Below are 22,794 nucleotides of genomic sequence, written 5' to 3'. Positions count from 1 at the left end.
TCGGAAAAATCTCAGCAACAGATTAACAACAGTTCTAAAATAAAAAAGCCGTTTTCACAATGAAAACGGCTTTAAAATAAGATAGACTTATAATTATTGTTTTGTCCACGTATTATTTGAACGGTCTATATCTGCCATAAGTTGTTGAGCATCTATAGTCATTGCTTTTATTTCAGAAAGAGGTTTGTCTATTGTAAAAGTGTACGTTGGTAATGCCCAAGGCCAGTCCTCTAGTTGCGTACGCTTCATATCTGGGAATGGATTTGATTTATCTGCACGCATCATACGTAGCGGAATATAATATGCCTCATTTACATTATCTGTAGCGTTTACATAAAAATCTATAGGCATAGGCATAAGACCCTTACGTTCTAGAGTAACCTCAGTTTTTCCATTTACTTCTTCTACATTTTTAATTGCATAATCAATAGTATTTGTAGTTTGTGTCCAATCTACCAGATACCAATCTAACTGCATACCACTTACTGCTTCAGCTTCACGCTTAAAATCATTAGGTGTTGGGTGTTTAAAATGCCAGTTTTTGTAATAATTTTTAATAGTCTTATCAAGATTTTCTTTACCTATGATATATCCTAGTTGTGCCATAAAAACAGCACCTTTAGAATAAGCAGAAGCTCCATATGCAGCATTTAAAGAGTAGCGATCTGCATAGGTTGTTTGCGGTTGTTCAAAACCACTGGTAGCTAATCTAAAGTATGAATTGTAATTACCTGCTTGAGGATTAGGTTTTTTCTCATCCATTACCACGTTCATAGCTTCATCAGAGATATATGAGGTGAAACCTTCATCCATCCATTCGTGTTTTTGTTCATTGGTAGCCATTAAAAACTGAAACCATGTGTGTGCAAATTCGTGTGCAGTTACACCTATAAGGCTCCCAAGATTTCTTCCGCCGGTAATTAATGTACACATTGCATACTCCATTCCACCATCTCCACCTTGAATAACCGAATATTGATCATAAGGATAAGGACCTACGTGCTCATTATAATAGGCTAATAGATCTGCAGTTTTAGGTTGTAATTTTTTCCAGTTTTCAATGATTTCTTTATCATCTTTATAGAAAAAATGAAGAACTGTACCATCTTCTGCAGTTAACTTATCGTGAATGTAATTTGGATCTGCAGCCCAAGCAAAATCATGAACATTAGGAGCTACAAAATGCCAGGTATATTTTCCTTTTACTGGCTTTATTGCTTTTTGGCCCGGCTCTCCATACCCGTGACCTATTTCAGGATTTTGAAGATTTCCTGTACCTCCTATTGTGTACTTAGAATCTATAGTAATTTTCACATCAAAATCTCCCCATACACCGTGAAATTCACGTGCAATATAAGGATCTGCATGCCAGCCTTCGAAGTCATACTCTGCTAATTTTGGATACCATTGTGTCATTGATAAAGCTACACCTTCAGCATTATTACGTCCACTTCTACGTATTTGTACAGGTACTTGTCCATTAAAATTCATATTGAATGTAGTACTCTCGCCTGGAGCAATGGGACTAGCTAGATTTACTTCAAGAACAGTACCTGCAACTGTATAAGTTAATGCAGAACCATTTTGAGTGAGTTTATCAACTTTAATAAATCCTATCTCGTCTGGTTTTAACTTAGAGATACGATCTTTTACTCTACCGTCTGGATCTTTAATATTTAAAGAGCGCACATCCATCTCACTACCCGGTTGAAATGCATTGAAATAAAGGTGGTAAAACACCTGACTTAATGTATCTGGAGAGTTGTTTGTGTAAACCAATTCCTGATCACCAGTATAGGTATAATTATCAACATCCATATCAATATTCATCTTATAATCAACATGCTGTTGCCAGTAAGATGTGTTATTTTGTGCTTGCGCAAATGCAAAAACACTTAAAAAAGAAAGACTAATTAAAGCTTTTAAATTCATAGTTAATTTAGATTTTCCCACGTTGTGGTATTAAACATGTCTTGTATAAAATCTGAGAGAGTGTGATAAATATACATTCTCTCAGATAATTTTTTAAATTACTTTGACAATTCTGCCATTTTAAAGGCATTGTACATATTAACCATTTTGCCTGATTTTGACAGCGCATTAAATGGCTTTACAGTCTCTCCTCCTTCTCCTGCAGAAACCTGAATGTTAGTAGAAATTCCACTTTGCAAGATAATTTGCTTGATTTGAGCTGCAGAAAATTGTGGATAATAAGAACGTAACATTGCAGCTACACCAGCAACTTCTGGAGAAGCCATAGAAGTACCTTGTAAAAACTGATAAGAATTGTCTGGAGTTGTTGACCAGATTTGTACTCCTGGTGCAAATACATCTACATTAGATTTACCATAATTAGAAAAGCTTGCAATCAATTTGCCTCCATATTTATAGTTTAATGCACCTACAGTAATTACATTATCTGCAAACTCGGTAGTATTATCTAATTGATCATTAGGATATACAGTATCTCCTGAATCAAGGTCTATACTTTCGTTTCCTGCAGCATTTACAATTAATACATCTTTTTTAGCAGCATATTTAATGGCATCATATACCCACTCCGGATTTGTTGCAAAATATTTACCAAAACTTGTATTTATAACTTTTGCACCATTATCAACAGCATATCTTAGGGCAAGAGCAATATCTTTATCACGCTCATCACCGTCAGGTACCGCGCGTAAAGTCATAATTTTCACATTATTTGCTACACCGTTCATCCCAATACCATTATTGCGCTCTGCGGCAATAATACCGGCTACGTGAGTCCCGTGTAAAGCCGCATCAGGATCTGGTCCTGTTACATTATTGTTACCGTAAACTGCATCTTTAATATCATCTGGATTGTCTCCTAAAACACTACGATAATCACCTTCAATATTATAGTTGTTGTTAAGGCGATCTGTCATACTCTCTAACTGTTCTGTAAGCATTTCCACAAACTCAGGAATAGTCTCTGCATAAGAAAGCATTTGTGTAAGTACACCTTTGTTACGCTCTTCCATTGCAGTAGTTTCTGGCAATGTTGCAACCTCTTCTGCAGTATAGTCTTCTTTACCTAATTTTTCGGTAGCAGCAGTATGTGCTGTTTTTACAGCAGCAAGTAAACCATCATATTGCGTTTTTTGCTGTATTAATTCGTCACGCTCTGTATCAACCTGATTTTTTGCTTCAGTATAAAGGTTGAACAAATCCTTTTGTGCAGCGGGTACTTGATCTAAAGTTTTTCCGCTGAATTGAGCATTATACTTTTGAACAATCCTACTTTTTTCTAACTGTTCTTGAACAATATCTCCAAGAAAATTCCATCCGTGAACGTCATCTATAAATCCATTGTTGTCATCATCAATACCATTTCCGGCAATTTCACCTGGGTTTGTCCAGAGTACATTTTTAAGATCTTCGTGTTCAATATCAATTCCGCTGTCAACAACTGCAACAATTACAGATGCACCTGTACCTTTTATAAGTTCGGCATACGTTTTTTCGACGCTCATTCCAGGAACAGTATCCTGCATTATGTCTAAAGTAGGCCAAGCTTTAAGTTGGTCATCTTCAAGTTCGCTAATTTTTAAAGGAAGTTTATCTACATTTTCTTCAGGTATTGAGATTAGTGGTGCAGTACCACAAGCATTCAGAAACAGTGCGGCACTAAAGGCAGCAATAAAAACTTTTTTCATTAATAGGTGTTATTTAGATTTTGCGTGATAATTTGTTATTTACATACAGCAACAATACGAATTGCTACAGTACATCTTCAATTTTAAAGGTGTCTTTTAACCGTACTCCTTTTTCGGTATGTTCTACCGTAATTATAGGGTTATGTGCATCGTGCTCTAACCACAAGTAGTAATTTTTATCTGCAGCTTCGTTCAAAAAACTGTCTTTCTCTCCTAGTGTTAACAGAGGTCTTGTGTCAAAACCCATAACGTAAGGCAAGGGTAAATGACCTGCGGTAGGCAATAAATCTGCCATAAAAACAAGTGTTTTATCCTTATGCTGTATATGCGGAATCATTTGCTTATCGGTATGACCATCTACAAACAAAATACCAAAATCAAGTGCAGATGTTGCAGAAAAAGCACTTGTAGGCTTATCAACAAACTGAAGTTGCCCACTTTCTTGAATAGGCAGAATATTTTCTTTTAAAAAAGAGGCTTTCTCTCGAGCATTTGGCTTTGTAGCCCATTCCCAATGATCTTGATTACTCCAATAAGTTGCATTTTTAAAAACGGGTAGTAATGATTTACCATCTTTTGACCACTTTATGCACCCTCCAGAATGATCAAAATGCAAATGAGTAAGAAACACATCTGTGATATCATTAGGATGAAATCCTTTCTGAAGAAGTGATTTTTCTAATGTAGCATCTCCCCAGGGATGATAGTAACTAAAAAACTTATCACTTTGCTTATCTCCCATTCCCGTATCGATGAGTGTGAGTCGATCTCCATTTTCGATAAGAAGGCAGCGTGCCCCTATATCTATCATATTATTTGTATCTGCGGGATTTGTACGTGTCCAGAGGGTTTTAGGAACTACCCCAAACATAGCACCACCGTCTAGTTTAAAACTACCGGCATCGATTGCGTGTATTGTCATATTGTAGAATTCTGATTGCTAATGAGTAAGTGAACATTTAAGTAAGTATTTAGGAATTATAACGTCAAAAAACACTTCAATAAATAGAAAACCTAACATTAGGTAAAGTCATGCAAAATACTAAATGCCTGTTAAATCAAATTTTTCTAGCCATCTAATTAAGCTATATTTAACACAGAATAGGCTTTGCGAGCTTTAGAATCATTGAAGAAAAACGTATCATAGCAAAAACTTGAATACATGTTAGAACTGGGAGGAATCATAATACTTGGAATATTAGCACAATGGGTAGCATGGAAATTTAAAATACCGGCAATTTTGCCACTAATACTTATCGGGCTTTTTGTTGGTCCTATTTCAACATTATTATCTTACGACGGTTCAAAATGGATAGAACCTATATGGAATGGAGAAAATGGTATTTTCCCGGGAGAGCGTTTATTTAATTTTGTGTCGCTGGCAATAGGAATCATACTTTTTGAAGGAGGACTTACCTTACGTTTTAGTGAGATTAAAAACGTAGGACCGGTAATCACTAAACTTATAATTGTAGGATCACTGGTAACCTTTTTTGGAGCTGGTGCAGCAGCATATTATATTTTTGATTTGAGTTTGCGTATATCCTTTCTATTTTCTGCACTAATTATTGTGACAGGACCTACGGTTATTACTCCTATTCTAAGAAATATTCCGCTTAAAAAAGATATATCTACTATTTTAAAATGGGAAGGTATTCTTATAGATCCTATAGGGGCGTTAGTTGCGGTATTAGTATTTGAATTTATAAGTGTAGACGCAGGAAGTGAGTTTACTATAACTGCTTTAGAAGAATTTGGTAAAATAGTTCTCTTCGGGTTTACGTTCGGGTTTACGTTTGCACACGCGTTGGCATTGTGTATTAAAAGAAAGATTATTCCGCATTACTTATTAAATGTATTTACACTGGCTTCTGTACTTGGTGTATTTGTGTTATCAGACCTTTTTGCACATGAAAGCGGACTTCTATCTGTTGTGGTGATGGGAATGGTAATGGGTAATATGAAGCTACCAAACTTAAAAGAACTGTTATATTTTAAGGAATCACTAAGTGTACTTCTAATATCATTGCTGTTTATTTTACTATCTGCAAATATCGAATTGCAAGATTTGTACCTTGTTTATACGTGGAAAACTGCTCTATTATTCGCGATTGTAGTATTCGTTCTAAGACCTATTGGAGTTTTCTTAAGTTCTAATAAATCGGGTTTAAAATTTAATGAAAAGTTGTTTGTAAGTTGGGTAGGACCTCGTGGTATTGTAGCTGCTGGTATAGCTTCTTTATTCGGTTTAAAACTTGTTGATGAAGGTGTTGCAGGCGCAGAATATATTACCCCACTGGTATTTATGATTGTATTAGGTACTGTTTTACTCAATGCAACTACTGCACGCTTATTTGCAAAAATGGTAGGTGTATTTTTAACTGAATCTAAAGGAATTGTTATAATTGGAGCATCTAAAGCGTCACGTATTATTGCTGAATATTTAATGAAAAGTGGACGTCACGTTGTTCTTGTTGATAGTAACAGTGTTAATATCGAAAAAGCAAAAGAGCGCGGCTTAGAAGCTATTGAAGATAGTATCTACTCAGATAGTTTGATGAATAATATAGAACTTAACGATGTTGGGTATTTAATGGCATTAACCGGAAACGGAGATATTAATCAATATGCTATAAACAGATTTAAAGATATTTTTGGAGAGAACGGATCTTTCAGATTGATCACTCCAGACGAGATGAAAGATCCTGAAAATAGTCCTGTAGGTAGTTTATTTTCTCCCACAGATGACTTTATACGTCTTACTGAAGTTGCCCGGGCACATCCTACCATTCAAGAAGTTAATATCGACTCAAAAGAGATGTTTGAAAAGCTTATTGAGAGTACGCGTGCAGACCGAAATAGCATCCCCATATTTTTAAGAAAAGAATCTGGCGAGTTAGAAATTTTAACTTCCAATATTGATGATCTGGATATCGATTCTTTTGCAGATACCAAACTTGTGTATATAGGTAAACCTTTTGATCCAGAAAAAATGCCTGTTAAAGAGAAACTGGTGATTGAGGAGCCAGAAGATTAAAAAAAAGGGATTCAATTTTTGAATCCCTTTTTTTATCTGTTACACTATTAAAATTTTACTAACATTGGGATTGCAGCATATTTATTTTCAAATTGTTATGTAAATTTCTTAAAAAATAGATATGCACAATAGACGCAATTTTATCAAACGATCTGGTCTTGCTGTAGCAGCAAGCACCCTTCCTTTATCATATATATCCTGTCTAAAGCCTGAGAAAAAGTTAGGAATTGCTTTGCTAGGCCTGGGAAGTTATGCTACAAACAACCTCGCTCCTGCTCTACAAAAAACACAGCATATAGAATTACGAGGTATTGTTACCGGAAGTCCAGAAAAAATTCCGATTTGGAAAGAAAAATATGGAATCAAAGACAGTAATATTTATAACTATGACAACTTCTCATCGATTATAGATAATGATGAAATTGATGTAGTATATATAGTTACTCCAACATTTCTGCATAAGAAATTCAGCATACTGGCAGCTGAAGCCGGCAAACATGTTTTTTGTGAAAAACCAATGGCAATGACCGTTGAAGAATGCCAGGAGATAATTGACGCCTGCTCCCGTAATAAGGTAAAACTTGCTATTGGCTACCGTATGCAACATGAACCGAATACACAAACGATAGTAGAATGGTCAAAAACATTGCCTTATGGACCTATACAAGATGTACATACCGAAGCCGGTTTTAGAATAGGTGCAGATGCAGGTTGGAGATTAGATGGTTCTAAAGGTGGCGGAGCTATTTATGATATGGGCGTATATCCCATTAATGCGATGCGTTATGCAACAGGACTTGAGCCACTATCTGTTACAGCACGTCACGTGACTCAGCGGGATAAGCTATTTTCTAACGGAGCTGAAGAAATAACTTATTTTGATGTTGAATTTCCTGAAGGGATAATTGCAAAAGGAAGAGTAACGTATGCAGATAATGTAAATTTTCTAAAAATTAATTCTGAAAAAGGAAACTATGAGCTCTCCCCTTTTCAAAGTTATAACGGGGTGCAGGGAAGCACGAGTGATGGTAAAAAGCTAGAGCCTTGTAATTGTAACCAGCAAACACTGCAAATGGATGACGATGCTCTTGCGATATTAGAAAACAAACCAATGATTGCTCCAGGGATTGAAGGTTTAAAGGATATTCAAATAGTACAAGCCGCACTAAAATCTGGCCGTGCAAATGGTGAAAAAGTAATTCTAGAGCAGTATTAATCAATAAAAAAAGAGTCTTATTAAGACTCTTTTTTTGAAGTAAAATATTCTGATAAGACGAGGATCATGCCGGCCATGGCACCTAATGCCATAAGCCAAACCATATATTGATTTTCTTTTGCTGGTGTCCACTGGCTGAGACCGCCGCAAAGTACAATTAACCCTAAGCCTATTAGTTGCTTCTTTTGCATTAATCGTTGAGTTTTAAAACTGCCATAAATGCCTCTTGCGGAATTTCAACATTTCCTACCTGGCGCATACGCTTTTTACCTTTTTTCTGCTTTTCAAGAAGTTTTCGCTTACGAGATATATCACCACCATAACATTTTGCAGTAACATCTTTTCGAAGCGCTTTTACAGTTTCACGAGCAATAACTTTTGCACCTATTGCTGCTTGAATAGGAATATCAAATTGTTGACGTGGTATAAGTTCTTTTAATTTTTCACAGATACGTTTACCTATGTCATAAGCATTATCTCTGTGTAATAATGCAGAAAGTGCATCTACAACATTAGCATTAAGTAAAACATCAACTTTCACTAAATGCGAAGCACGCATACCTATAGGTGTATAATCAAAGGATGCATAGCCTTTTGAAACGGTTTTGAGACGATCATAGAAGTCAAAAACAATTTCTGCTAGTGGCATATCAAAAGACAATTCAACCCGCTCAGGAGTCAAATAAGTCTGATTTGTTATTTGACCACGTTTTTCAATACATAACGACATCACAGGTCCTACAAAATCAGCTTTTGTAATAATTGATGCTTTGATAAAAGGTTCTTCAACACGGTCAATACCTGATGGATCTGGTAAATCTGAAGGATTATTAACCAGTATTGGTGTTTCTCTATTTTTGATTGTATATGCGTGATAGGATACGTTAGGAACTGTAGTAATAACAGTCATATCAAATTCACGTTCTAAACGTTCCTGAATAATCTCTAAATGAAGCATTCCTAAAAAGCCACAACGAAAACCAAATCCTAATGCAGCAGAACTCTCTGGTACAAATACCAGTGATGCATCGTTGAGTTGTAATTTTTCCATTGAAGAACGTAAATCTTCATAATCTTCTGTATCTACAGGGTAAATACCTGCAAACACCATAGGTTTTACATCTTCAAAACCTTCAATCATATTTGTAGTAGGAGTCTTAGCATCAGTGATGGTGTCTCCTACTTTTACTTCTTTAGCTTCTTTAATTCCTGTAATTAAATAACCTACATCTCCAGTTTTAATTACTTTTTTAGGTGTTTGCTTTAAATTTAAAGTACCCACTTCATCGGCAAAATAGGTTTTACCGGTGGCCATAAACTTAATATTTTGACCTTTTGTAATTTGACCGTTTAAAACTCTAAAATAGGTTTCAACCCCTCTAAAAGGATTGTATACCGAGTCAAATATAAGTGCTTGCAAAGGTTCATCAACCACTCCTTTAGGAGGTGGAATACGCTCGATAATTGCATTAAGAATTTCTTGAATACCTAATCCTGTTTTTGCACTTGCAGGAATTACATCCTCGTGTTTACATCCTAAAAGATCTACAATGTCATCTGTAACTTCTTCAGGATTAGCACTTGGTAAATCAACCTTGTTTAATACTGGAATAATCTCTAGATCGTTTTCTAAAGCCAGATACAAGTTTGATATAGTTTGTGCCTGTATACTTTGTGCGGCATCTACAATAAGTAATGCTCCTTCACAAGCGGCGATACTTCGAGATACTTCATACGAGAAATCTACGTGACCCGGAGTGTCGATAAGATTAAGTATATACGGCTCCCCGTTATGTACATAATCCATCTGTATAGCGTGCGACTTAATTGTTATACCGCGCTCACGCTCTAGATCCATACTATCTAAAAGCTGCTCTTGTTTTTCACGAGCTGTTACAGAACCTGTAGCATCAAGTAAACGATCGGCAAGAGTACTTTTTCCGTGATCGATGTGAGCTATAATGCAAAAATTGCGAATGTTATTCATAGACGTTATTCATCATTGCGACAGTGCAGTCGCTTTAGCCCACAAATATACAGTTTAGAAAAGCCAATTTCTAATAAATCTATTTTTTGGAATTATTATTCTTAAAGTTTGAAAAAAGCTGCTTTTTAAGTAAGCTTTAACATTAAAATTGCATTAGATTTGGTTTTCTATGCGGAACACTATTTTATTCTACATAATTTTAGCACCATTAGCCCTACTGGCACAAGATTATGATATTTCTTCTAAGGTAATTGACTCTCAGAAGAAACCGGTATCATTTGCAAATGTAATTTTGCTTAAAGCAAAAGATTCTTCTTTTGTAAAAGGAGTCGTAAGTGAAAACGACGGTTCTTGTAAATTTTCTCAACTAGATGCAGATCACTATCTCATCAAAGTAAGCTTTGTAGGCTATAGCGATTTTTATAGCGAACCAATTAATTTGAAAAATTCGGTTACGCTATCTCCATTTGTGCTTAAGGATAGTCCAGAATTTCTAGACGAAGTTACTATTACTGCAAAACGACCCATTATCCAGAATAAAGTAGATAGGATGATATTTGAGGTTGAAAATACCGTGGTTTCATCTGGTACGACGTATGATATTTTAAAACGAACTCCTGGTGTTCTAGTAAATCAGGATGTAATACTTGTGAGAAATAGACCGGCTCAAGTTTATATTAATGATCGCAAGGTGTATTTGACAAGTCAGGAACTGCAACGGTTACTCGAAGGTTTTGCTGGAGTAAATGTAAAATCTGTTGAAGTAATTACTACGCCACCCGCAAAATATGATGCAGAAGGTGGAGCAATAATAAATATCAATACTTCAAAAAATCTGTCAATAGGATATAAAGGAAGTTTCAATGCGTCAAATACTGTGGGCATAGTACCTAAATATGCATTAGGAACGAGCCAATATTACAAAACGGATTGGCTAGATGCATATGCAAGTTATACCTTTAATTCACGTTTTGATACCAAAACAGATGAAGGTTTTGTTCAGTTTTATAATCCTGATGGAAGCGAAAAAGCTACTTGGGAAGATTTGTTTGAACGCGATACCCGCACCTTTTCACACAGCTTAAATACAATTTTAGATTTTACATTGAGTGAGAAAGAGGTGCTAAGTTTTAGTGCAAATGTGTTACATACTCCTAAGGCAGATTCAGACATTAGCGGAAGAACAGAAATTTACAATGCACAGGGTGAACTTGATTCATTGTATATTACGCAGAGCGAACTCAATACGGATCGTGATAATTTACTTTTTAGCCTTAATTATAAAAAACAATTAGGTGAAAAAGGTGCAACTCTAGCGGCATTGATAAACTATATTGATTATACAGATAACCAAACTCAATCTGTAAATACCCGCTATTTTTCAGCACAAAACACACTTTTAAATATAAACGCTTTTAATACCATACCTACTCAAAAGTCTCAAATTTATACAGGACAGTTAGATTATGTGGGAAGTTTAGGTAGTTTGTCTATTACATCTGGAGTTAAATATTCTGGTATTAATTCAAACAGTAAACAAGAATTTTCAATAGCAAATGGATCTATAAATCAAGATGCCATCCTCAATGATAATTTTGATTATAATGAAGATATATATGCTTTGTATTTCAGTTTTGAAAAAGAATGGGAAAAGTGGAGTTTCAAAGCAGGATTGCGAGGAGAGTACACCGATGCTAATGGAAATTCACGAACGTTAGGGGTCGTTAACACTCAGGAATATTTAGAATTATTTCCTACCTTTTATATATTAAATAACCCTTCTGACAACCATTCATTTGGTTTTGGCTACAGTAGAAGAATTGATCGGCCTCGTTTTCAAAGTTTAAATCCGTACAGATATTTTTTAAATGAAAATAATTTTTTGGAGGGAGATCCTAATATTCAACCTGCAATAGGTAATAAGGTTAAATTCAGTTATACCTACAAGAATAAGCTAACATTTAATTTGTATTACGATCATATAGAGAATGCTATAGCGCGATTGCCTTTTCAAAATAATCAAGACTTAACGCTGAGAGGTTTAAACACTAATTTAAATTTTGAGCGTCAATACAGTCTGGATATAATTTATTCTGAATTTGTGACTAACTGGATGTGGATGAGTATATACTCTTCATTTTTTAATATGAAAAATGAATTTAAAGCGCTTGAAGATACTAGTAATGTTCAGCAGGAGATAAATAGTATGCTGTTGCAAACACAAAATTATTTTATTTTAGATAGCTCCGGTACATTTACTTCAACTGTAACTTTAGATTTCTTAAGTAATTATTTATTAGGTTCGTATAAATATGATAACCCGCAGTTTGCAGTTAATTTTGATTTGCAAAAAACGTTCTTAGATGGTCGTCTGGCTTTGACTTTTAGTTCTGAAGATATATTTAATACTAGAAATATTAGAACTACATCTCAATACAGAAATCAAAATAACTCCTTTTTGGCGATGCCAGAATTTCAAACAATTAGGGTAGGAGTTCGATATAAATTCGGAAACTTCAAATTAAACGATAATAGCAGAAGTACTAATGCAACAGAAGAAGATCGACTTATTGTAGAATAGCTTCTTCATCTATTCTTCATTCACTTAATTATACAACACGCTTACTTAACAAAACATTGCTTAATTTTGCAAAAAAAATACTGTTTTGTCAAAAATTGGAGATATAGATGTTGGAGACTTCCCGTTGCTATTAGCACCTATGGAAGATGTAAGTGATCCACCCTTTCGCGCGCTTTGTAAAGAGCAGGGGGCAGACGTCGTTTTTACTGAATTTATTTCAAGTGAAGGTCTTATTCGAGATGCTGCTAAAAGTGTTATGAAACTAGACATTTATGAAAAAGAACGACCAGTAGGCATACAGATATTTGGAGCAAATTTAGAATCTATGCTTCAAAGTGTAGAAATTGTTGAAGCTTCAAAACCAGACATCATAGACATCAATTTTGGGTGTCCTGTAAAGAAAGTAGTATCTAAAGGTGCCGGTGCTGGTATTCTTAAAGATATAGACCTAATGGTTTCATTAACTGAAGCTATGGTTAAGCATACAAACCTTCCTATAACTGTAAAAACCAGATTAGGCTGGGATCACGAATCCATTAAAATATTAGAAGTGGCAGAACGACTGCAGGATGTGGGTTGTAAAGCTATTTCTATACACGGTAGAACCCGCGCCCAGATGTATAAAGGAGAAGCAGACTGGAGACCTATTGCAGCTGTAAAAAATAATCCGCGAATGCATATTCCGGTTTTTGGAAATGGTGATGTAGATACGCCTGAGAAAGCAGCTTTAATGCGAGATGAATATGGCCTCGATGGAGCCATGATAGGTCGTGCTAGTATAGGTTATCCCTGGTTTTTTAAAGAAGTTAAGCACTTTTTTAAAACGGGAGAACATCTGGCTCCGCCATCTATGCAAGAACGAATTGACGCAGCCCGCAGACATCTGCAAATGGCTATAGACTGGAAAGGGGAGAAATTAGGTGTTTTTGAAACTCGCAGACATTACACAAACTATTTTAAGAATATTCCAGACTTTAAAGAGTTTAGAATGAAAATGGTAACAAGTGATGATTCTGCAGATGTTTTTGCAGCTTTTGATGAGGTTGAAGAGCGCTTTTCAGATTATGTATTTACGCATTAGAATTTAAAATTCTAATATTATACCTCTTATTTTTCTATTAGCTTAGGCCTAATCGTCGATGCAGCCAGGTAAGAGGCTAAGATTCCCAATATAGATATTGTGGCAAATACCGCTAATAAATTTGTAAGTGTAAACTCCATCGGATAAGCCAGTGTAGCAGTTATCATTTTCAATTTAAATTGAATTTGCGCACCTACAATTAATGCTCCTAAAAAAATACCGGCAAGACCTCCATAAATTGTCATTAATGCACCTTGGAGAAAAAAGATATAGCGTATTTCTTTTAGAGTAGATCCGAGGCTGTGAAGAGTTTTAATATTTTCTTTCTTATCAATAATTATCATTATAATACTACCTACAAGATTAAATAAGGCAATTATAAGGACTAAGGTGAATATGAGATAAACAGCTAGATTTTCAGCATTTAACATCTTATAAAGCTTGTCATTTAGCTGAAATCTTGTTTTGACAACTGTATTTTCACCTAAAATTTCTTGAATTTTTTCTCTAATCTGTATAGGATCTGCAAGCGGATCTATTTTGATTTCCAGCGCACTTAGAGTTTCTTCATCATAGCGTAAAAGGTTACGCATAAAGTTGATATTAGTGAATATATATTTCTCATCCAGTTCTTCATTTACCTGAAAGATATCTGAGACGATGAGTTGTTCACTATTAAATGCTTGAGTAGGATCTGAAATTTGACCATCTCCCGGCCTCGGAACCATAACGCGTAGTAAATCTGTATAATTATTTACGCCTAAAGAGAGAAGTCTAGAGATGCCAAAACCAATAGCACCTACCGGTTCACTCTGGCTTATCCAATTGCCATATAAAAGAGTGCTGTCTATTGCATTAACACGCATATAGTTTTCATCTACACCTTTTAAGTAAGCAATATGATTCTTACCCCTAAACTCTAAAAATGCGCGTTCTTCAATAATTTTAGTGAATCCGAGTATGCCTTCTGTATTTGATAATTTTAAAGCTGCTGCTTCATCAAATGTTATTGTCTTGCCACTTGCGGGCATAACTTTTAAATCTGGATCAAATATTGAAGAGAAGGATAGGCTAAAATCTTTGAGACCAGAAAATCCCGAAAGTACAATAAACAGCGCAGCAGAGCCTGCAATTATACTTATCGCCGAAATAAGAGTGATTATATTTATAGCATTATTACTGCTTCGGGTAAACAGGTAACGTTTTGCGATAAATACAGGAAATTTCAAAAGGAATATAGATTATGATTTTTTACGACGAGGTAATAAATCAGGATTTTCAATAGGATCTTCTGTTCCTTTTAAAGATTTATCTATTCCGTCTATATATTCTAAAGAGTCATCTATATAAAATTGCAATTCTGGCATACGTCTCAATTGATGACGTGTGCGCTGTGCAATTTCATGTTTAATAAAAGGTTTTACAGCTTTTACCTCAACAAGCATTTCTGCTGCTTTATCGTGAGGAAAAACGCTCATATAAACTTTTGCTTGTGATAAATCGGTTGTAACTCCTACTTTACTCACAGATACAATAATTCCTGTAACGCCTGCCTGAGCAAGTGCTTTTTGTATCACATCTACAAGGTCGCGTTGTAAAACACCACCTACTTTTTTCTGCCTATTCGTTTCCATACTGCAAAAATACGATTTTTAGCTACGACGTGTTTGCAAATAATGCGTATCTCTAGTAAGTGAATGTAATTCTGAGTTTGTAATGATTAGGAGAAATGTAGAAATTCTATTTTTAAGGTTTTAATGAGTAGAGAAAGACATGTACTATGAAAGAAATCGAACATATAGGTATTGCGGTTAAAGATTTAAATGCTTCAAATATTCTTTATGAAAAATTATTAGGCAAACCGCCTTATAAATTTGAAGAGGTAATTACTGAAGGCGTAAAGACTTCATTTTTTGAAATGGGAACAAGTAAAATTGAACTATTAGAGGCAAGTAATGCAGATAGTCCTATTGCAAAATTTATAGAAAAACGTGGTGAAGGCATACACCATATTGCTTATGCAGTAGAAGATATTGTAGGTGAATTAAAGCGTTTGCAACAGGAGGGATTTATTTTGCTAAATGAAAAGCCCAAAGAAGGTGCTGACAATAAATGGGTTGCCTTTTTACATCCTAAAAGCACAGGAGGAGTTTTAATCGAATTATGTCAAGATAGAGAAATTGAATTAAAGGAGTTTGATTAATATTTGCAGTAAATAAAAATTAGTCTTATTTTTGCGCCCGCTTTAGTGCTTTAATAAGCATTAATGCTGGTCCTATAGCTCAGTTGGTTAGAGCACCTGACTCATAATCAGGTGGTCCCTGGTTCGAGCCCAGGTGGGACCACAAACTAAGCCTCAAAAGATTTTTTCTTTTGAGGCTTTTTTGATTTTAATAATTTCTAGTTTTCTTTAAGGCGTGATTGATGTTGTTAAGCTGGAATATGGCGCATATCTATTTTTAATTTCTATTATATCATTTTGTATTTATCGTCTAAATGTTTACTAAGAGGCAAGGTTGTCTATTAAGGTTTCATATTTAATAAATTTTAGGGTTCATAAATCATAATCTATAAATAATCACGCATTTAGACGATAATAATTGTTTTTAAACGGAATTTGTGTTAAATTCGCTCTTAACAAAACAATTAGCTTTTTTTAAAGTCCCCAACTTAAAATTAGCGTCTTCTAAATCCCCTTAGTATGAAGGCCTTAAACCGAAATAGTTTTATAGATAATATTTATCTAATCAAAACAATTATTATAAATGGTATTTCTTCTATCATTTATAAAATTTTCCAATTAGAAAATTTTCAGAGATTACCTTCCTTCACTTCTCCAAAAGTTGAGAACAGTCCAGTATTGTCTTATGATGTTGAGGTGTGCGAATTTCATTATACTAATTGTCTCATCCCGATTACACCAGATGAAAAATTTTGGAGAAGATTAAGTTAGTGTACTTATCAACTTTTAATATGTAGCTTATATAGTTACTTGTTGAAAGAAAATTCTCCCGAACTTTGTAAAATACACATTCAAATAACGTTTTATTACGTTTATATACATAGAAAAATTAATCTTAATAATAATTAAACACAGAAACGGCATCTAATTGATTAGTTTTTATAATTTTACGATTAAATGCACAAAAAAGACGTCTAATGAATATTTTAAAAATTAGATAACCCAAAGAAGATTATTCCCTACTTCAATATGAATAAAAAGCTTTACATATTTTTTATAAACGTAATGTTCTGGGGATATAGCTTAGGTGTTTGTGCTAATGAAAAATATCCACCTACTCCTAATACCCGAATGGCAGATGCCCCTCCTGTAGGATTACCGCTCCCAATAGATGATTATATCCCTCATTTTGTGGTTGTAGCTCTTATAATTGGTATTGGATATTTGATTATTAAAGAGCGTAGCAAATCTACAACGACATAAGGCGCTTTACATATTTTCCGATTACGTCAAATTCTAAATTTACAACGGTACCTTTTTTAAAATTTTTGAATGTAGTGTGCTCATAAGTATACGGTATAATTGCTACACTAAACTCGGTAGGTTTTGAGTTTACCACGGTAAGACTTACACCATTTACAGTTATTGAACCTTTTTCTATTGTTACGTTATTTAGCTTGCTATCATATTCAAAAGTGAAAATCCAACTTCCATCTTTAGAAATTACTTCTTTACAGATAGCAGTTTGATCCACATGACCTTGTACGATATGACCATCTAAACGGGTTCCTAAAATCATAGCGCGCTCCAGATTGACAACATCACCTTCGTGTAGAGTTCCTAAATTTGTTTTAGACAAGGTTTCTTCAATAGCTGTAACCGTATAATTTGAATTATTTAATTGCACGACTGTTAGACATACTCCATTATGTGCAACGCTCTGGTCTATTTTTAATTCTGGAGAAAGCGAACTTGTAACAGTAATATGTAGATTATCACCTTCTCTTTCTAATTTTTCAATTTTGCCTAAATCTTCAATAATACCTGTAAACATGATTGCGTTTTAATTGAGTACTTTTACATTTCAATTTACAAAAGAAAGCCAAAGGGGTTTAGCATGAAAGAACAAAATATAAAATTAGGAATCAGTATAGGTGACCTTAATGGTATAGGAGGGGAAATCATATTAAAAACTTTTGAAGATGCCCGAATGCTGGAGTTTTGTACTCCAATCATTTTTGCTTCGGCTAAAACAATTACTTTTCTACTTAAACACTTTAACCTTGACATTAATTTCCAGGGAGTAAAATCGCTAGATGCTGTTATAGAGGGTAAGCTAAATGTTGTAAATGTTTGGCAAGATAATCCACAAATAAAGTTTGGTGAGGAATCGAGTACCGGCGGTTCCTATGCAATAAAATCCTTAAAAGCAGCTGTAGAGGCATTAAAGAGCAATAAAATAGATGTCCTAGTTACCGCTCCTATACATAAAGCAACAATTCAATCTGAAGATTTTAATTTTCCAGGACATACAGACTTTTTAAATCAGGAGTTGGAGGGCGATAGCTTAATGTTTATGACTACCGAAAAATTAAAAGTAGGTTTGTTAACAGATCATGTCGCGGTACGTAATGTATCAGATAAGATTGATGCTAAACTCATAACTCAAAAATTTAATACTATACAAAATTCGTTGATTCAGGATTTTGGGATCAGTAAACCTAAAATAGCTTTCTTAGGGATTAATCCGCATGTGGGAGATAATGGTGTGATTGGCGATGAAGATGATATTACATTAATTCCCACATTAGCACAATTAAGAGAAAAAGGTCACTTAACTTATGGACCATATGCTGCAGATAGTTTTTTTGGTAGCGGAAACTATAAAAACTTTGATGCAATAATAGCTGCATATCATGATCAAGGATTAATTCCGTTTAAAACTTTATCATTTGGGAAAGGAGTAAATTATACTGCCGGACTTAATAAAGTGCGAACATCTCCAGACCATGGGACAGCATTTGAAATTGCAGGAAAAGGCATAGCAAGTAATAGTTCTTTTAAAGAGGCGGTATACACCGCATTAGAGATTTTTAAAAAGCGTGCAGAATATGCTGAATTAACAGCAAATGTTTTGCAAAAACAACCGCGTAAAAAACAATATTCGGGTCGATCACGTGGGAATTAAACCTTTTTAAAAAATTTATCCACACTTAATTAACAGCTAAATAAAAATTTATATCTTTGCACCCGCCTTTTGCGGAAAGATTATTTAGGAAAGAGAAAGGTAATGAAGCATTTGAAAACGTATACAATTCCATTTGTTGGTTTAAAACAAGGAGAACACGATTTTGAATACACTATAGACGACACGTTCTTTAAGCATTTTGAATATGATGATTTCAATTCTATTAATATAGAATTGAAAGTAGTATTAAATAAGATGTCCACTTTGATGGAGTTTTATTTTGATGCTACAGGAAGTGTAAATGTCGATTGTGATATTACAAATGAACCTTATGATCAACCTATTGACGCCTCTTATAAATTAGTGGTTAAATTTGGTCAGGATTATAATGATGAGGTTGAAGATATTTTAATTCTTCCTTATGGTGAATATGAAGTAAATATTGCACACTATATATATGAGCTAATAGTTTTAGCTATGCCTGCAAAAAGAATTCATCCTGGAGTTGAAGATGGAACTTTAGAGTCAGACATACTGGATAAGCTCGAAGAATTGAGTATTAAGAATAAAGAAGAACAGGAAGACAATGCTCCTGAACAAAAAGAAATTGATCCCCGTTGGGATAAATTAAAAGATTTTTTAACAGATAATAAATAATAAACGGTAATGGCACATCCTAAAAGAAAAATCTCGAAAACTAGAAGAGATAAGAGAAGAACACATTACAAAGCTGCAATGCCAAAAATAGGTGTAGACGCTACTACTGGCGAGGCACACCTTTATCACCGTGCACACTGGCATGAAGGTAAACTCTATTACAGAGGGCAGGTTGTAATTGATGCTACTTCTAATGAAGAAGCTGCTTAATTAAAGCATATACTTATAGTAAAACTCCCATTATTGGGAGTTTTTTTTATTTTTCAGGATGGGCAAAAAAAGTTAATTTTCGAGCCAGTTTGTTTGAATTTTAGTACTTTTCCTTCCATTTTTAAGCGAAATAGACAAATTTTCGCAGAAACCAGATTTATATGAGTAAAATCACTGCTGCCATAACAGCTGTTGGCGCCTATGTGCCAGAATATGTGCTTACCAATGAAATTTTGGAAACAATGGTTGAGACCAACGATGATTGGATCACTTCCAGAACAGGAATTAAAGAGCGTCGAATTTTAAAAGATCCAGATAAAGGAACTTCTTATTTAGCTATACAAGCAGCGCAAAACTTAATTTCAAAAAGCAACTTAGATCCTTCTGAGATCGATATGGTAATTGTAGCGACTGCTACGCCAGATTTACCTGTAGCTTCTACAGCTGCTTATGTAGCTACAACTATAGGAGCAGTAAATGCATTTTCTTACGACCTACAAGCTGCTTGCTCAAGCTTTCTATATGGTATGTCTACGGCATCTGCTTACATAGCTTCAGGAAAATATAAAAAAGTACTTTTAATTGGAGCAGATAAGATGTCTTCAATTATAGATTATACAGATCGTACGACATGTATAATTTTTGGGGATGGTGCTGGAGCAGCACTATTTGAACCTAATGAAGAAGGGTTGGGCTTACAAGATGAATATCTACGTTCTGATGGTATAGGCCGCAACTTTTTAAAAATTGAAGCAGGTGGTTCACTTCTACCTCCATCTGCAGAAACAATAGCAAACAAGCAGCATTACGTATATCAAGATGGCAAAACCGTTTTTAAATTTGCCGTATCTAACATGGCAGATGTAAGCGAGCTCATAATGAAACGTAACAATCTTACAAATGATGATGTAAGTTGGCTGGTAGCACACCAGGCTAACAAACGTATTATTGATGCTACAGCAAGACGTATGCAACTTGACGATAGTAAAGTGCTTATGAATATTCAGCATTATGGTAATACTACATCTGCAACACTACCTTTATTACTTAACGATTTTGAAAGTAAGTTTAAAAAAGGTGATAATTTAATATTTGCCGCTTTTGGAGGCGGATTTACTTGGGGGTCTATTTATCTTAAATGGGCTTACAACGCTTAATATATAATCTAACTAACGTTATCAATTATGGATTTAAAAGAAATTCAGAATCTTATCAAGTTTGTAGCTAAATCAGGTGCAAGCGAAGTAAAGCTTGAGATGGATGATTTTAAAATCACCATTAGAACTGGTGAAGAGGGAAAAGGGGAAACTACGATTCTACAGCAAGTACCTATGATGGGTAATACAATGCAACAACCTACCATGCAACAGCCAGTTGCTCAGGTACCGGTTCAAGAAGCAGAGAAGCCTAAAGCAGACGTAAGTGATAAGTATATCACTGTAAAGTCTCCAATCATTGGTACATTTTACCGCAAACCTGCACCAGACAAACCTACATTTGTTGAAGTAGGAGCAGACATTAAAGTAGGTGACGTTTTATGTGTTATCGAAGCGATGAAATTATTTAATGAGATCGAAAGTGAAGTAAGCGGTAAAATAGTTAAAGTACTAGTTGACGATGCTTCTCCAGTAGAATTTGATCAACCTCTATTCTTGGTTGACCCTTCTTAAATTTAAAGAAGAACTTAAGATCAAATAATTCAATTAAAGATCTCATTCTTTAAATTTTAATGCAAAACAGATATGTTTAAAAAAATATTAATAGCAAACAGAGGAGAAATTGCCCTACGGGTAATTAGAACCTGTAAAGAAATGGGCATTAAAACTGTAGCAGTTTACTCTACAGCAGATGCTGAAAGTTTACACGTGCGCTTTGCTGATGAGGCAGTTTGTATTGGCCCACCGGCTAGTAGTGAATCTTATTTGAAAATTTCAAATATTATGGCAGCTGCAGAAATCACAAATGCAGATGCTATTCACCCAGGTTATGGGTTTTTATCTGAAAATGCACGTTTCTCAAAAATTTGTGAAGAGCACGATATTAAATTTATTGGTGCTTCTCCAGATATGATTGCAAAAATGGGAGATAAGGCAACCGCAAAAGCGACTATGAAAGCTGCTGGTGTACCTTGTGTTCCAGGAAGTGATGGTATTATTAAAGATTTTGAAGACTGTGAACGTATAGCAAAAGAAACAGGATATCCTGTTATGCTTAAAGCTACTGCAGGTGGTGGTGGTAAAGGTATGCGTGCAGTTTGGAAAAAAGAAGAGTTACGCAAAGCCTGGGATTCTGCACGTCAAGAAGCTTCAGCATCATTTGGTAATGATGGTATGTATATGGAAAAGCTTATCGAAGAGCCGCGCCATATCGAGATTCAAGTTGTGGGAGATAGTAATGGTAAAGCGTGTCATTTATCAGAGCGTGACTGTTCTATACAACGTCGTCATCAGAAACTTACTGAAGAAACTCCGTCACCATTTATGACAGACGAACTTCGTGAAAAAATGGGTGAAGCAGCAGTACGTGCAGCAGAATTTATTAAATACGAAGGAGCCGGTACTGTTGAATTTTTAGTAGATAAACATCGTAACTTCTACTTTATGGAGATGAATACCCGTATTCAGGTGGAGCATCCTATAACAGAACAAGTAGTGGACTACGATTTAATACGCGAGCAAATACTTGTTGCAGCGGGTGTGCCTATTTCAGGTAAAAATTACATACCCCAACTGCATTCAATTGAATGTCGTATTAATGCAGAAGATCCTTATAATAATTTTAGACCATCTCCAGGAAAAATCACAAATCTTCATGCGCCAGGAGGTCACGGTGTTCGTATAGATACGCACGTTTATAGCGGCTACTCGATCGTTCCTAATTATGACTCGATGATCGCTAAATTAATTACTACTGCTCAAACACGAGAAGAGGCAATTAATAAGATGAAGCGTGCATTAGATGAATTTGTAATTGAAGGTATAAAAACCACAATTCCTTTTCACCGCCAATTGATGGATGATCCTCGTTATCTTGAAGGTAATTATACAACAGCCTTCATGAACGATTTTGTAATGAATGCACCAGAAGAAGAATAGTAAAATATATCTTAGTTATATTTAAAAGCCCTGAACATTATGTGTTCGGGGTTTTTTATTTTGGTTTTTCTGAAAATTAACACACCACAACTAGACTTTG

General features: G+C 34.9%; 21 protein-coding genes and 1 tRNA gene. 14 read left to right on the top strand and 8 right to left on the bottom strand.

The features are described 5' to 3' along the window. Window positions 1-93: 93 nt before the first annotated feature. The 3 genes from ABVM53_RS06850 to ABVM53_RS06840 form a co-directional block, all read right to left on the bottom strand. Window positions 94-1,932 carry a M1 family metallopeptidase gene (locus tag ABVM53_RS06850; protein WP_405330666.1) on the bottom strand — a complete coding sequence of 613 codons (1,839 nt, stop codon included), beginning with the start codon at window positions 1,930-1,932 and terminating at the stop codon, window positions 94-96. A gap of 98 nt (window positions 1,933-2,030) precedes the next feature. Beyond that, on the bottom strand, window positions 2,031-3,680 hold the full coding sequence (locus tag ABVM53_RS06845) for a S8 family peptidase (protein ID WP_405330665.1): 1,650 nt from the start codon (window positions 3,678-3,680) through the stop codon (window positions 2,031-2,033). Window positions 3,681-3,744: 64 nt separating this feature from the next. After that, window positions 3,745-4,602 carry an MBL fold metallo-hydrolase gene (locus tag ABVM53_RS06840; protein ID WP_371455515.1) on the bottom strand — a complete coding sequence of 286 codons (858 nt, stop codon included), beginning with the start codon at window positions 4,600-4,602 and terminating at the stop codon, window positions 3,745-3,747. Window positions 4,603-4,842: 240 nt separating this feature from the next. Between ABVM53_RS06840 and ABVM53_RS06835 the strand changes: the two genes are divergently transcribed. Together ABVM53_RS06835 and ABVM53_RS06830 are read left to right on the top strand one after the other, a co-directional pair. Next, window positions 4,843-6,717 carry a sodium:proton antiporter gene (locus ABVM53_RS06835; protein ID WP_405330664.1) on the top strand — a complete coding sequence of 625 codons (1,875 nt, stop codon included), beginning with the start codon at window positions 4,843-4,845 and terminating at the stop codon, window positions 6,715-6,717. Window positions 6,718-6,838: 121 nt separating this feature from the next. Then, complete coding sequence (locus ABVM53_RS06830) at window positions 6,839-7,933, top strand: Gfo/Idh/MocA family protein (RefSeq protein ID WP_405330663.1); 1,095 nt, start codon at window positions 6,839-6,841, stop codon at window positions 7,931-7,933. 20 nt (window positions 7,934-7,953) lie between these two features. On the opposite strand, the gene ABVM53_RS06825 is transcribed toward ABVM53_RS06830, so the two are convergent. Together ABVM53_RS06825 and lepA are read right to left on the bottom strand one after the other, a co-directional pair. Beyond that, window positions 7,954-8,124 (bottom strand): hypothetical protein, encoded by a 171-nt coding sequence (locus ABVM53_RS06825; protein WP_405330662.1) that lies wholly within the window; start codon window positions 8,122-8,124, stop codon window positions 7,954-7,956. Continuing rightward, on the bottom strand, window positions 8,124-9,920 hold the full coding sequence (lepA, locus tag ABVM53_RS06820) for a translation elongation factor 4 (protein ID WP_128756063.1): 1,797 nt from the start codon (window positions 9,918-9,920) through the stop codon (window positions 8,124-8,126). The genes ABVM53_RS06825 and lepA overlap by 1 nt, the downstream gene beginning before the upstream one ends. 169 nt (window positions 9,921-10,089) lie before the next feature. On the opposite strand from lepA, the gene ABVM53_RS06815 reads away from it, so the two are divergent. After that, the gene (locus tag ABVM53_RS06815; protein ID WP_405330661.1) at window positions 10,090-12,501 is read left to right on the top strand and encodes an outer membrane beta-barrel protein; all 2,412 of its coding nucleotides are present in this window, start codon (window positions 10,090-10,092) and stop codon (window positions 12,499-12,501) included. A gap of 85 nt (window positions 12,502-12,586) precedes the next feature. Beyond that, a complete protein-coding gene (gene dusB / locus ABVM53_RS06810) occupies window positions 12,587-13,582 on the top strand; it encodes a tRNA dihydrouridine synthase DusB (protein ID WP_405330660.1) in 996 nt (331 codons plus the stop codon). Between the two features lie 26 nt (window positions 13,583-13,608). Here the strand turns inward: dusB and ABVM53_RS06805 are convergent, their stop codons facing one another. Together ABVM53_RS06805 and rbfA are read right to left on the bottom strand one after the other, a co-directional pair. Further along, on the bottom strand, window positions 13,609-14,811 hold the full coding sequence (locus tag ABVM53_RS06805) for an ABC transporter permease (RefSeq protein WP_405330659.1): 1,203 nt from the start codon (window positions 14,809-14,811) through the stop codon (window positions 13,609-13,611). A 12-nt stretch (window positions 14,812-14,823) separates the two neighbouring features. Continuing rightward, the gene (gene rbfA / locus ABVM53_RS06800) at window positions 14,824-15,216 is read right to left on the bottom strand and encodes a 30S ribosome-binding factor RbfA (RefSeq protein ID WP_128756059.1); all 393 of its coding nucleotides are present in this window, start codon (window positions 15,214-15,216) and stop codon (window positions 14,824-14,826) included. Between the two features lie 146 nt (window positions 15,217-15,362). Between rbfA and mce the strand changes: the two genes are divergently transcribed. From mce to ABVM53_RS06780, 4 genes are all read left to right on the top strand, one after another. Further along, a complete protein-coding gene (gene mce, locus ABVM53_RS06795; RefSeq protein ID WP_405330658.1) occupies window positions 15,363-15,785 on the top strand; it encodes a methylmalonyl-CoA epimerase in 423 nt (140 codons plus the stop codon). Between the two features lie 68 nt (window positions 15,786-15,853). Further along, window positions 15,854-15,927 (top strand) — tRNA-Ile (locus tag ABVM53_RS06790). A gap of 356 nt (window positions 15,928-16,283) precedes the next feature. Next, complete coding sequence (locus ABVM53_RS06785) at window positions 16,284-16,535, top strand: hypothetical protein (protein WP_405330657.1); 252 nt, start codon at window positions 16,284-16,286, stop codon at window positions 16,533-16,535. 258 nt (window positions 16,536-16,793) lie between these two features. Further along, on the top strand, window positions 16,794-17,027 hold the full coding sequence (locus ABVM53_RS06780; RefSeq protein WP_405330655.1) for a hypothetical protein: 234 nt from the start codon (window positions 16,794-16,796) through the stop codon (window positions 17,025-17,027). Here the strand turns inward: ABVM53_RS06780 and ABVM53_RS06775 are convergent. Beyond that, a complete protein-coding gene (locus ABVM53_RS06775; protein WP_405330653.1) occupies window positions 17,014-17,598 on the bottom strand; it encodes a riboflavin synthase in 585 nt (194 codons plus the stop codon). The two genes, ABVM53_RS06780 and ABVM53_RS06775, sit on opposite strands and share 14 nt — an antisense overlap. A 63-nt stretch (window positions 17,599-17,661) precedes the next feature. Between ABVM53_RS06775 and pdxA the strand changes: the two genes are divergently transcribed. The 6 genes from pdxA to accC all read left to right on the top strand — a co-directional run bounded on the left by pdxA (window position 17,662) and on the right by accC (window position 22,694). Further along, window positions 17,662-18,732 carry a 4-hydroxythreonine-4-phosphate dehydrogenase PdxA gene (pdxA, locus tag ABVM53_RS06770; RefSeq protein WP_405330651.1) on the top strand — a complete coding sequence of 357 codons (1,071 nt, stop codon included), beginning with the start codon at window positions 17,662-17,664 and terminating at the stop codon, window positions 18,730-18,732. A gap of 102 nt (window positions 18,733-18,834) precedes the next feature. Continuing rightward, window positions 18,835-19,389, top strand: a complete 555-nt coding sequence (locus ABVM53_RS06765) for a DUF177 domain-containing protein (RefSeq protein WP_128756035.1) — start codon at window positions 18,835-18,837, stop codon at window positions 19,387-19,389. 9 nt (window positions 19,390-19,398) lie between these two features. Beyond that, window positions 19,399-19,599 (top strand): 50S ribosomal protein L32, encoded by a 201-nt coding sequence (rpmF, locus tag ABVM53_RS06760; protein WP_128756034.1) that lies wholly within the window; start codon window positions 19,399-19,401, stop codon window positions 19,597-19,599. Window positions 19,600-19,760: 161 nt separating this feature from the next. After that, a complete protein-coding gene (locus ABVM53_RS06755; protein ID WP_371455526.1) occupies window positions 19,761-20,756 on the top strand; it encodes a beta-ketoacyl-ACP synthase III in 996 nt (331 codons plus the stop codon). Between the two features lie 27 nt (window positions 20,757-20,783). Next, window positions 20,784-21,269: an acetyl-CoA carboxylase biotin carboxyl carrier protein gene (accB, locus tag ABVM53_RS06750; RefSeq protein ID WP_128756032.1), complete on the top strand. Its 486-nt coding sequence runs from the start codon at window positions 20,784-20,786 to the stop codon at window positions 21,267-21,269. Window positions 21,270-21,341: 72 nt separating this feature from the next. Further along, on the top strand, window positions 21,342-22,694 hold the full coding sequence (gene accC / locus ABVM53_RS06745; RefSeq protein ID WP_405330647.1) for an acetyl-CoA carboxylase biotin carboxylase subunit: 1,353 nt from the start codon (window positions 21,342-21,344) through the stop codon (window positions 22,692-22,694). Window positions 22,695-22,794 lie beyond the last annotated feature (100 nt).

The sequence above is a fragment of the Leeuwenhoekiella sp. LLG6367-2.1 genome (assembly GCF_045055775.1).
GTDB lineage: Bacteria > Bacteroidota > Bacteroidia > Flavobacteriales > Flavobacteriaceae > Leeuwenhoekiella > Leeuwenhoekiella aequorea.
This window is presented reverse-complemented; position numbering and strand designations above follow the sequence as displayed.

What these genes read in the sequence shown, in the direction of transcription:
- ABVM53_RS06765 (WP_128756035.1), top strand. Translation starts at nt 18,835, where the DNA reads ATGAAGCATTTGAAAACGTATACAATTCCATTTGTTGGTTTAAAACAA.
- ABVM53_RS06815 (WP_405330661.1), top strand. Translation starts at nt 10,090, where the DNA reads ATGCGGAACACTATTTTATTCTACATAATTTTAGCACCATTAGCCCTA.
- ABVM53_RS06835 (WP_405330664.1), top strand. Translation starts at nt 4,843, where the DNA reads ATGTTAGAACTGGGAGGAATCATAATACTTGGAATATTAGCACAATGG.
- ABVM53_RS06775 (WP_405330653.1), bottom strand. Translation starts at nt 17,598, where the DNA reads ATGTTTACAGGTATTATTGAAGATTTAGGCAAAATTGAAAAATTAGAA.
- ABVM53_RS06780 (WP_405330655.1), top strand. Translation starts at nt 16,794, where the DNA reads ATGAATAAAAAGCTTTACATATTTTTTATAAACGTAATGTTCTGGGGA.
- ABVM53_RS06785 (WP_405330657.1), top strand. Translation starts at nt 16,284, where the DNA reads ATGAAGGCCTTAAACCGAAATAGTTTTATAGATAATATTTATCTAATC.
- lepA (WP_128756063.1), bottom strand. Translation starts at nt 9,920, where the DNA reads ATGAATAACATTCGCAATTTTTGCATTATAGCTCACATCGATCACGGA.
- accB (WP_128756032.1), top strand. Translation starts at nt 20,784, where the DNA reads ATGGATTTAAAAGAAATTCAGAATCTTATCAAGTTTGTAGCTAAATCA.
- ABVM53_RS06830 (WP_405330663.1), top strand. Translation starts at nt 6,839, where the DNA reads ATGCACAATAGACGCAATTTTATCAAACGATCTGGTCTTGCTGTAGCA.
- rpmF (WP_128756034.1), top strand. Translation starts at nt 19,399, where the DNA reads ATGGCACATCCTAAAAGAAAAATCTCGAAAACTAGAAGAGATAAGAGA.
- ABVM53_RS06840 (WP_371455515.1), bottom strand. Translation starts at nt 4,602, where the DNA reads ATGACAATACACGCAATCGATGCCGGTAGTTTTAAACTAGACGGTGGT.
- ABVM53_RS06850 (WP_405330666.1), bottom strand. Translation starts at nt 1,932, where the DNA reads ATGAATTTAAAAGCTTTAATTAGTCTTTCTTTTTTAAGTGTTTTTGCA.
- ABVM53_RS06845 (WP_405330665.1), bottom strand. Translation starts at nt 3,680, where the DNA reads ATGAAAAAAGTTTTTATTGCTGCCTTTAGTGCCGCACTGTTTCTGAAT.
- pdxA (WP_405330651.1), top strand. Translation starts at nt 17,662, where the DNA reads ATGAAAGAACAAAATATAAAATTAGGAATCAGTATAGGTGACCTTAAT.
- rbfA (WP_128756059.1), bottom strand. Translation starts at nt 15,216, where the DNA reads ATGGAAACGAATAGGCAGAAAAAAGTAGGTGGTGTTTTACAACGCGAC.
- accC (WP_405330647.1), top strand. Translation starts at nt 21,342, where the DNA reads ATGTTTAAAAAAATATTAATAGCAAACAGAGGAGAAATTGCCCTACGG.
- mce (WP_405330658.1), top strand. Translation starts at nt 15,363, where the DNA reads ATGAAAGAAATCGAACATATAGGTATTGCGGTTAAAGATTTAAATGCT.
- ABVM53_RS06755 (WP_371455526.1), top strand. Translation starts at nt 19,761, where the DNA reads ATGAGTAAAATCACTGCTGCCATAACAGCTGTTGGCGCCTATGTGCCA.
- ABVM53_RS06825 (WP_405330662.1), bottom strand. Translation starts at nt 8,124, where the DNA reads ATGCAAAAGAAGCAACTAATAGGCTTAGGGTTAATTGTACTTTGCGGC.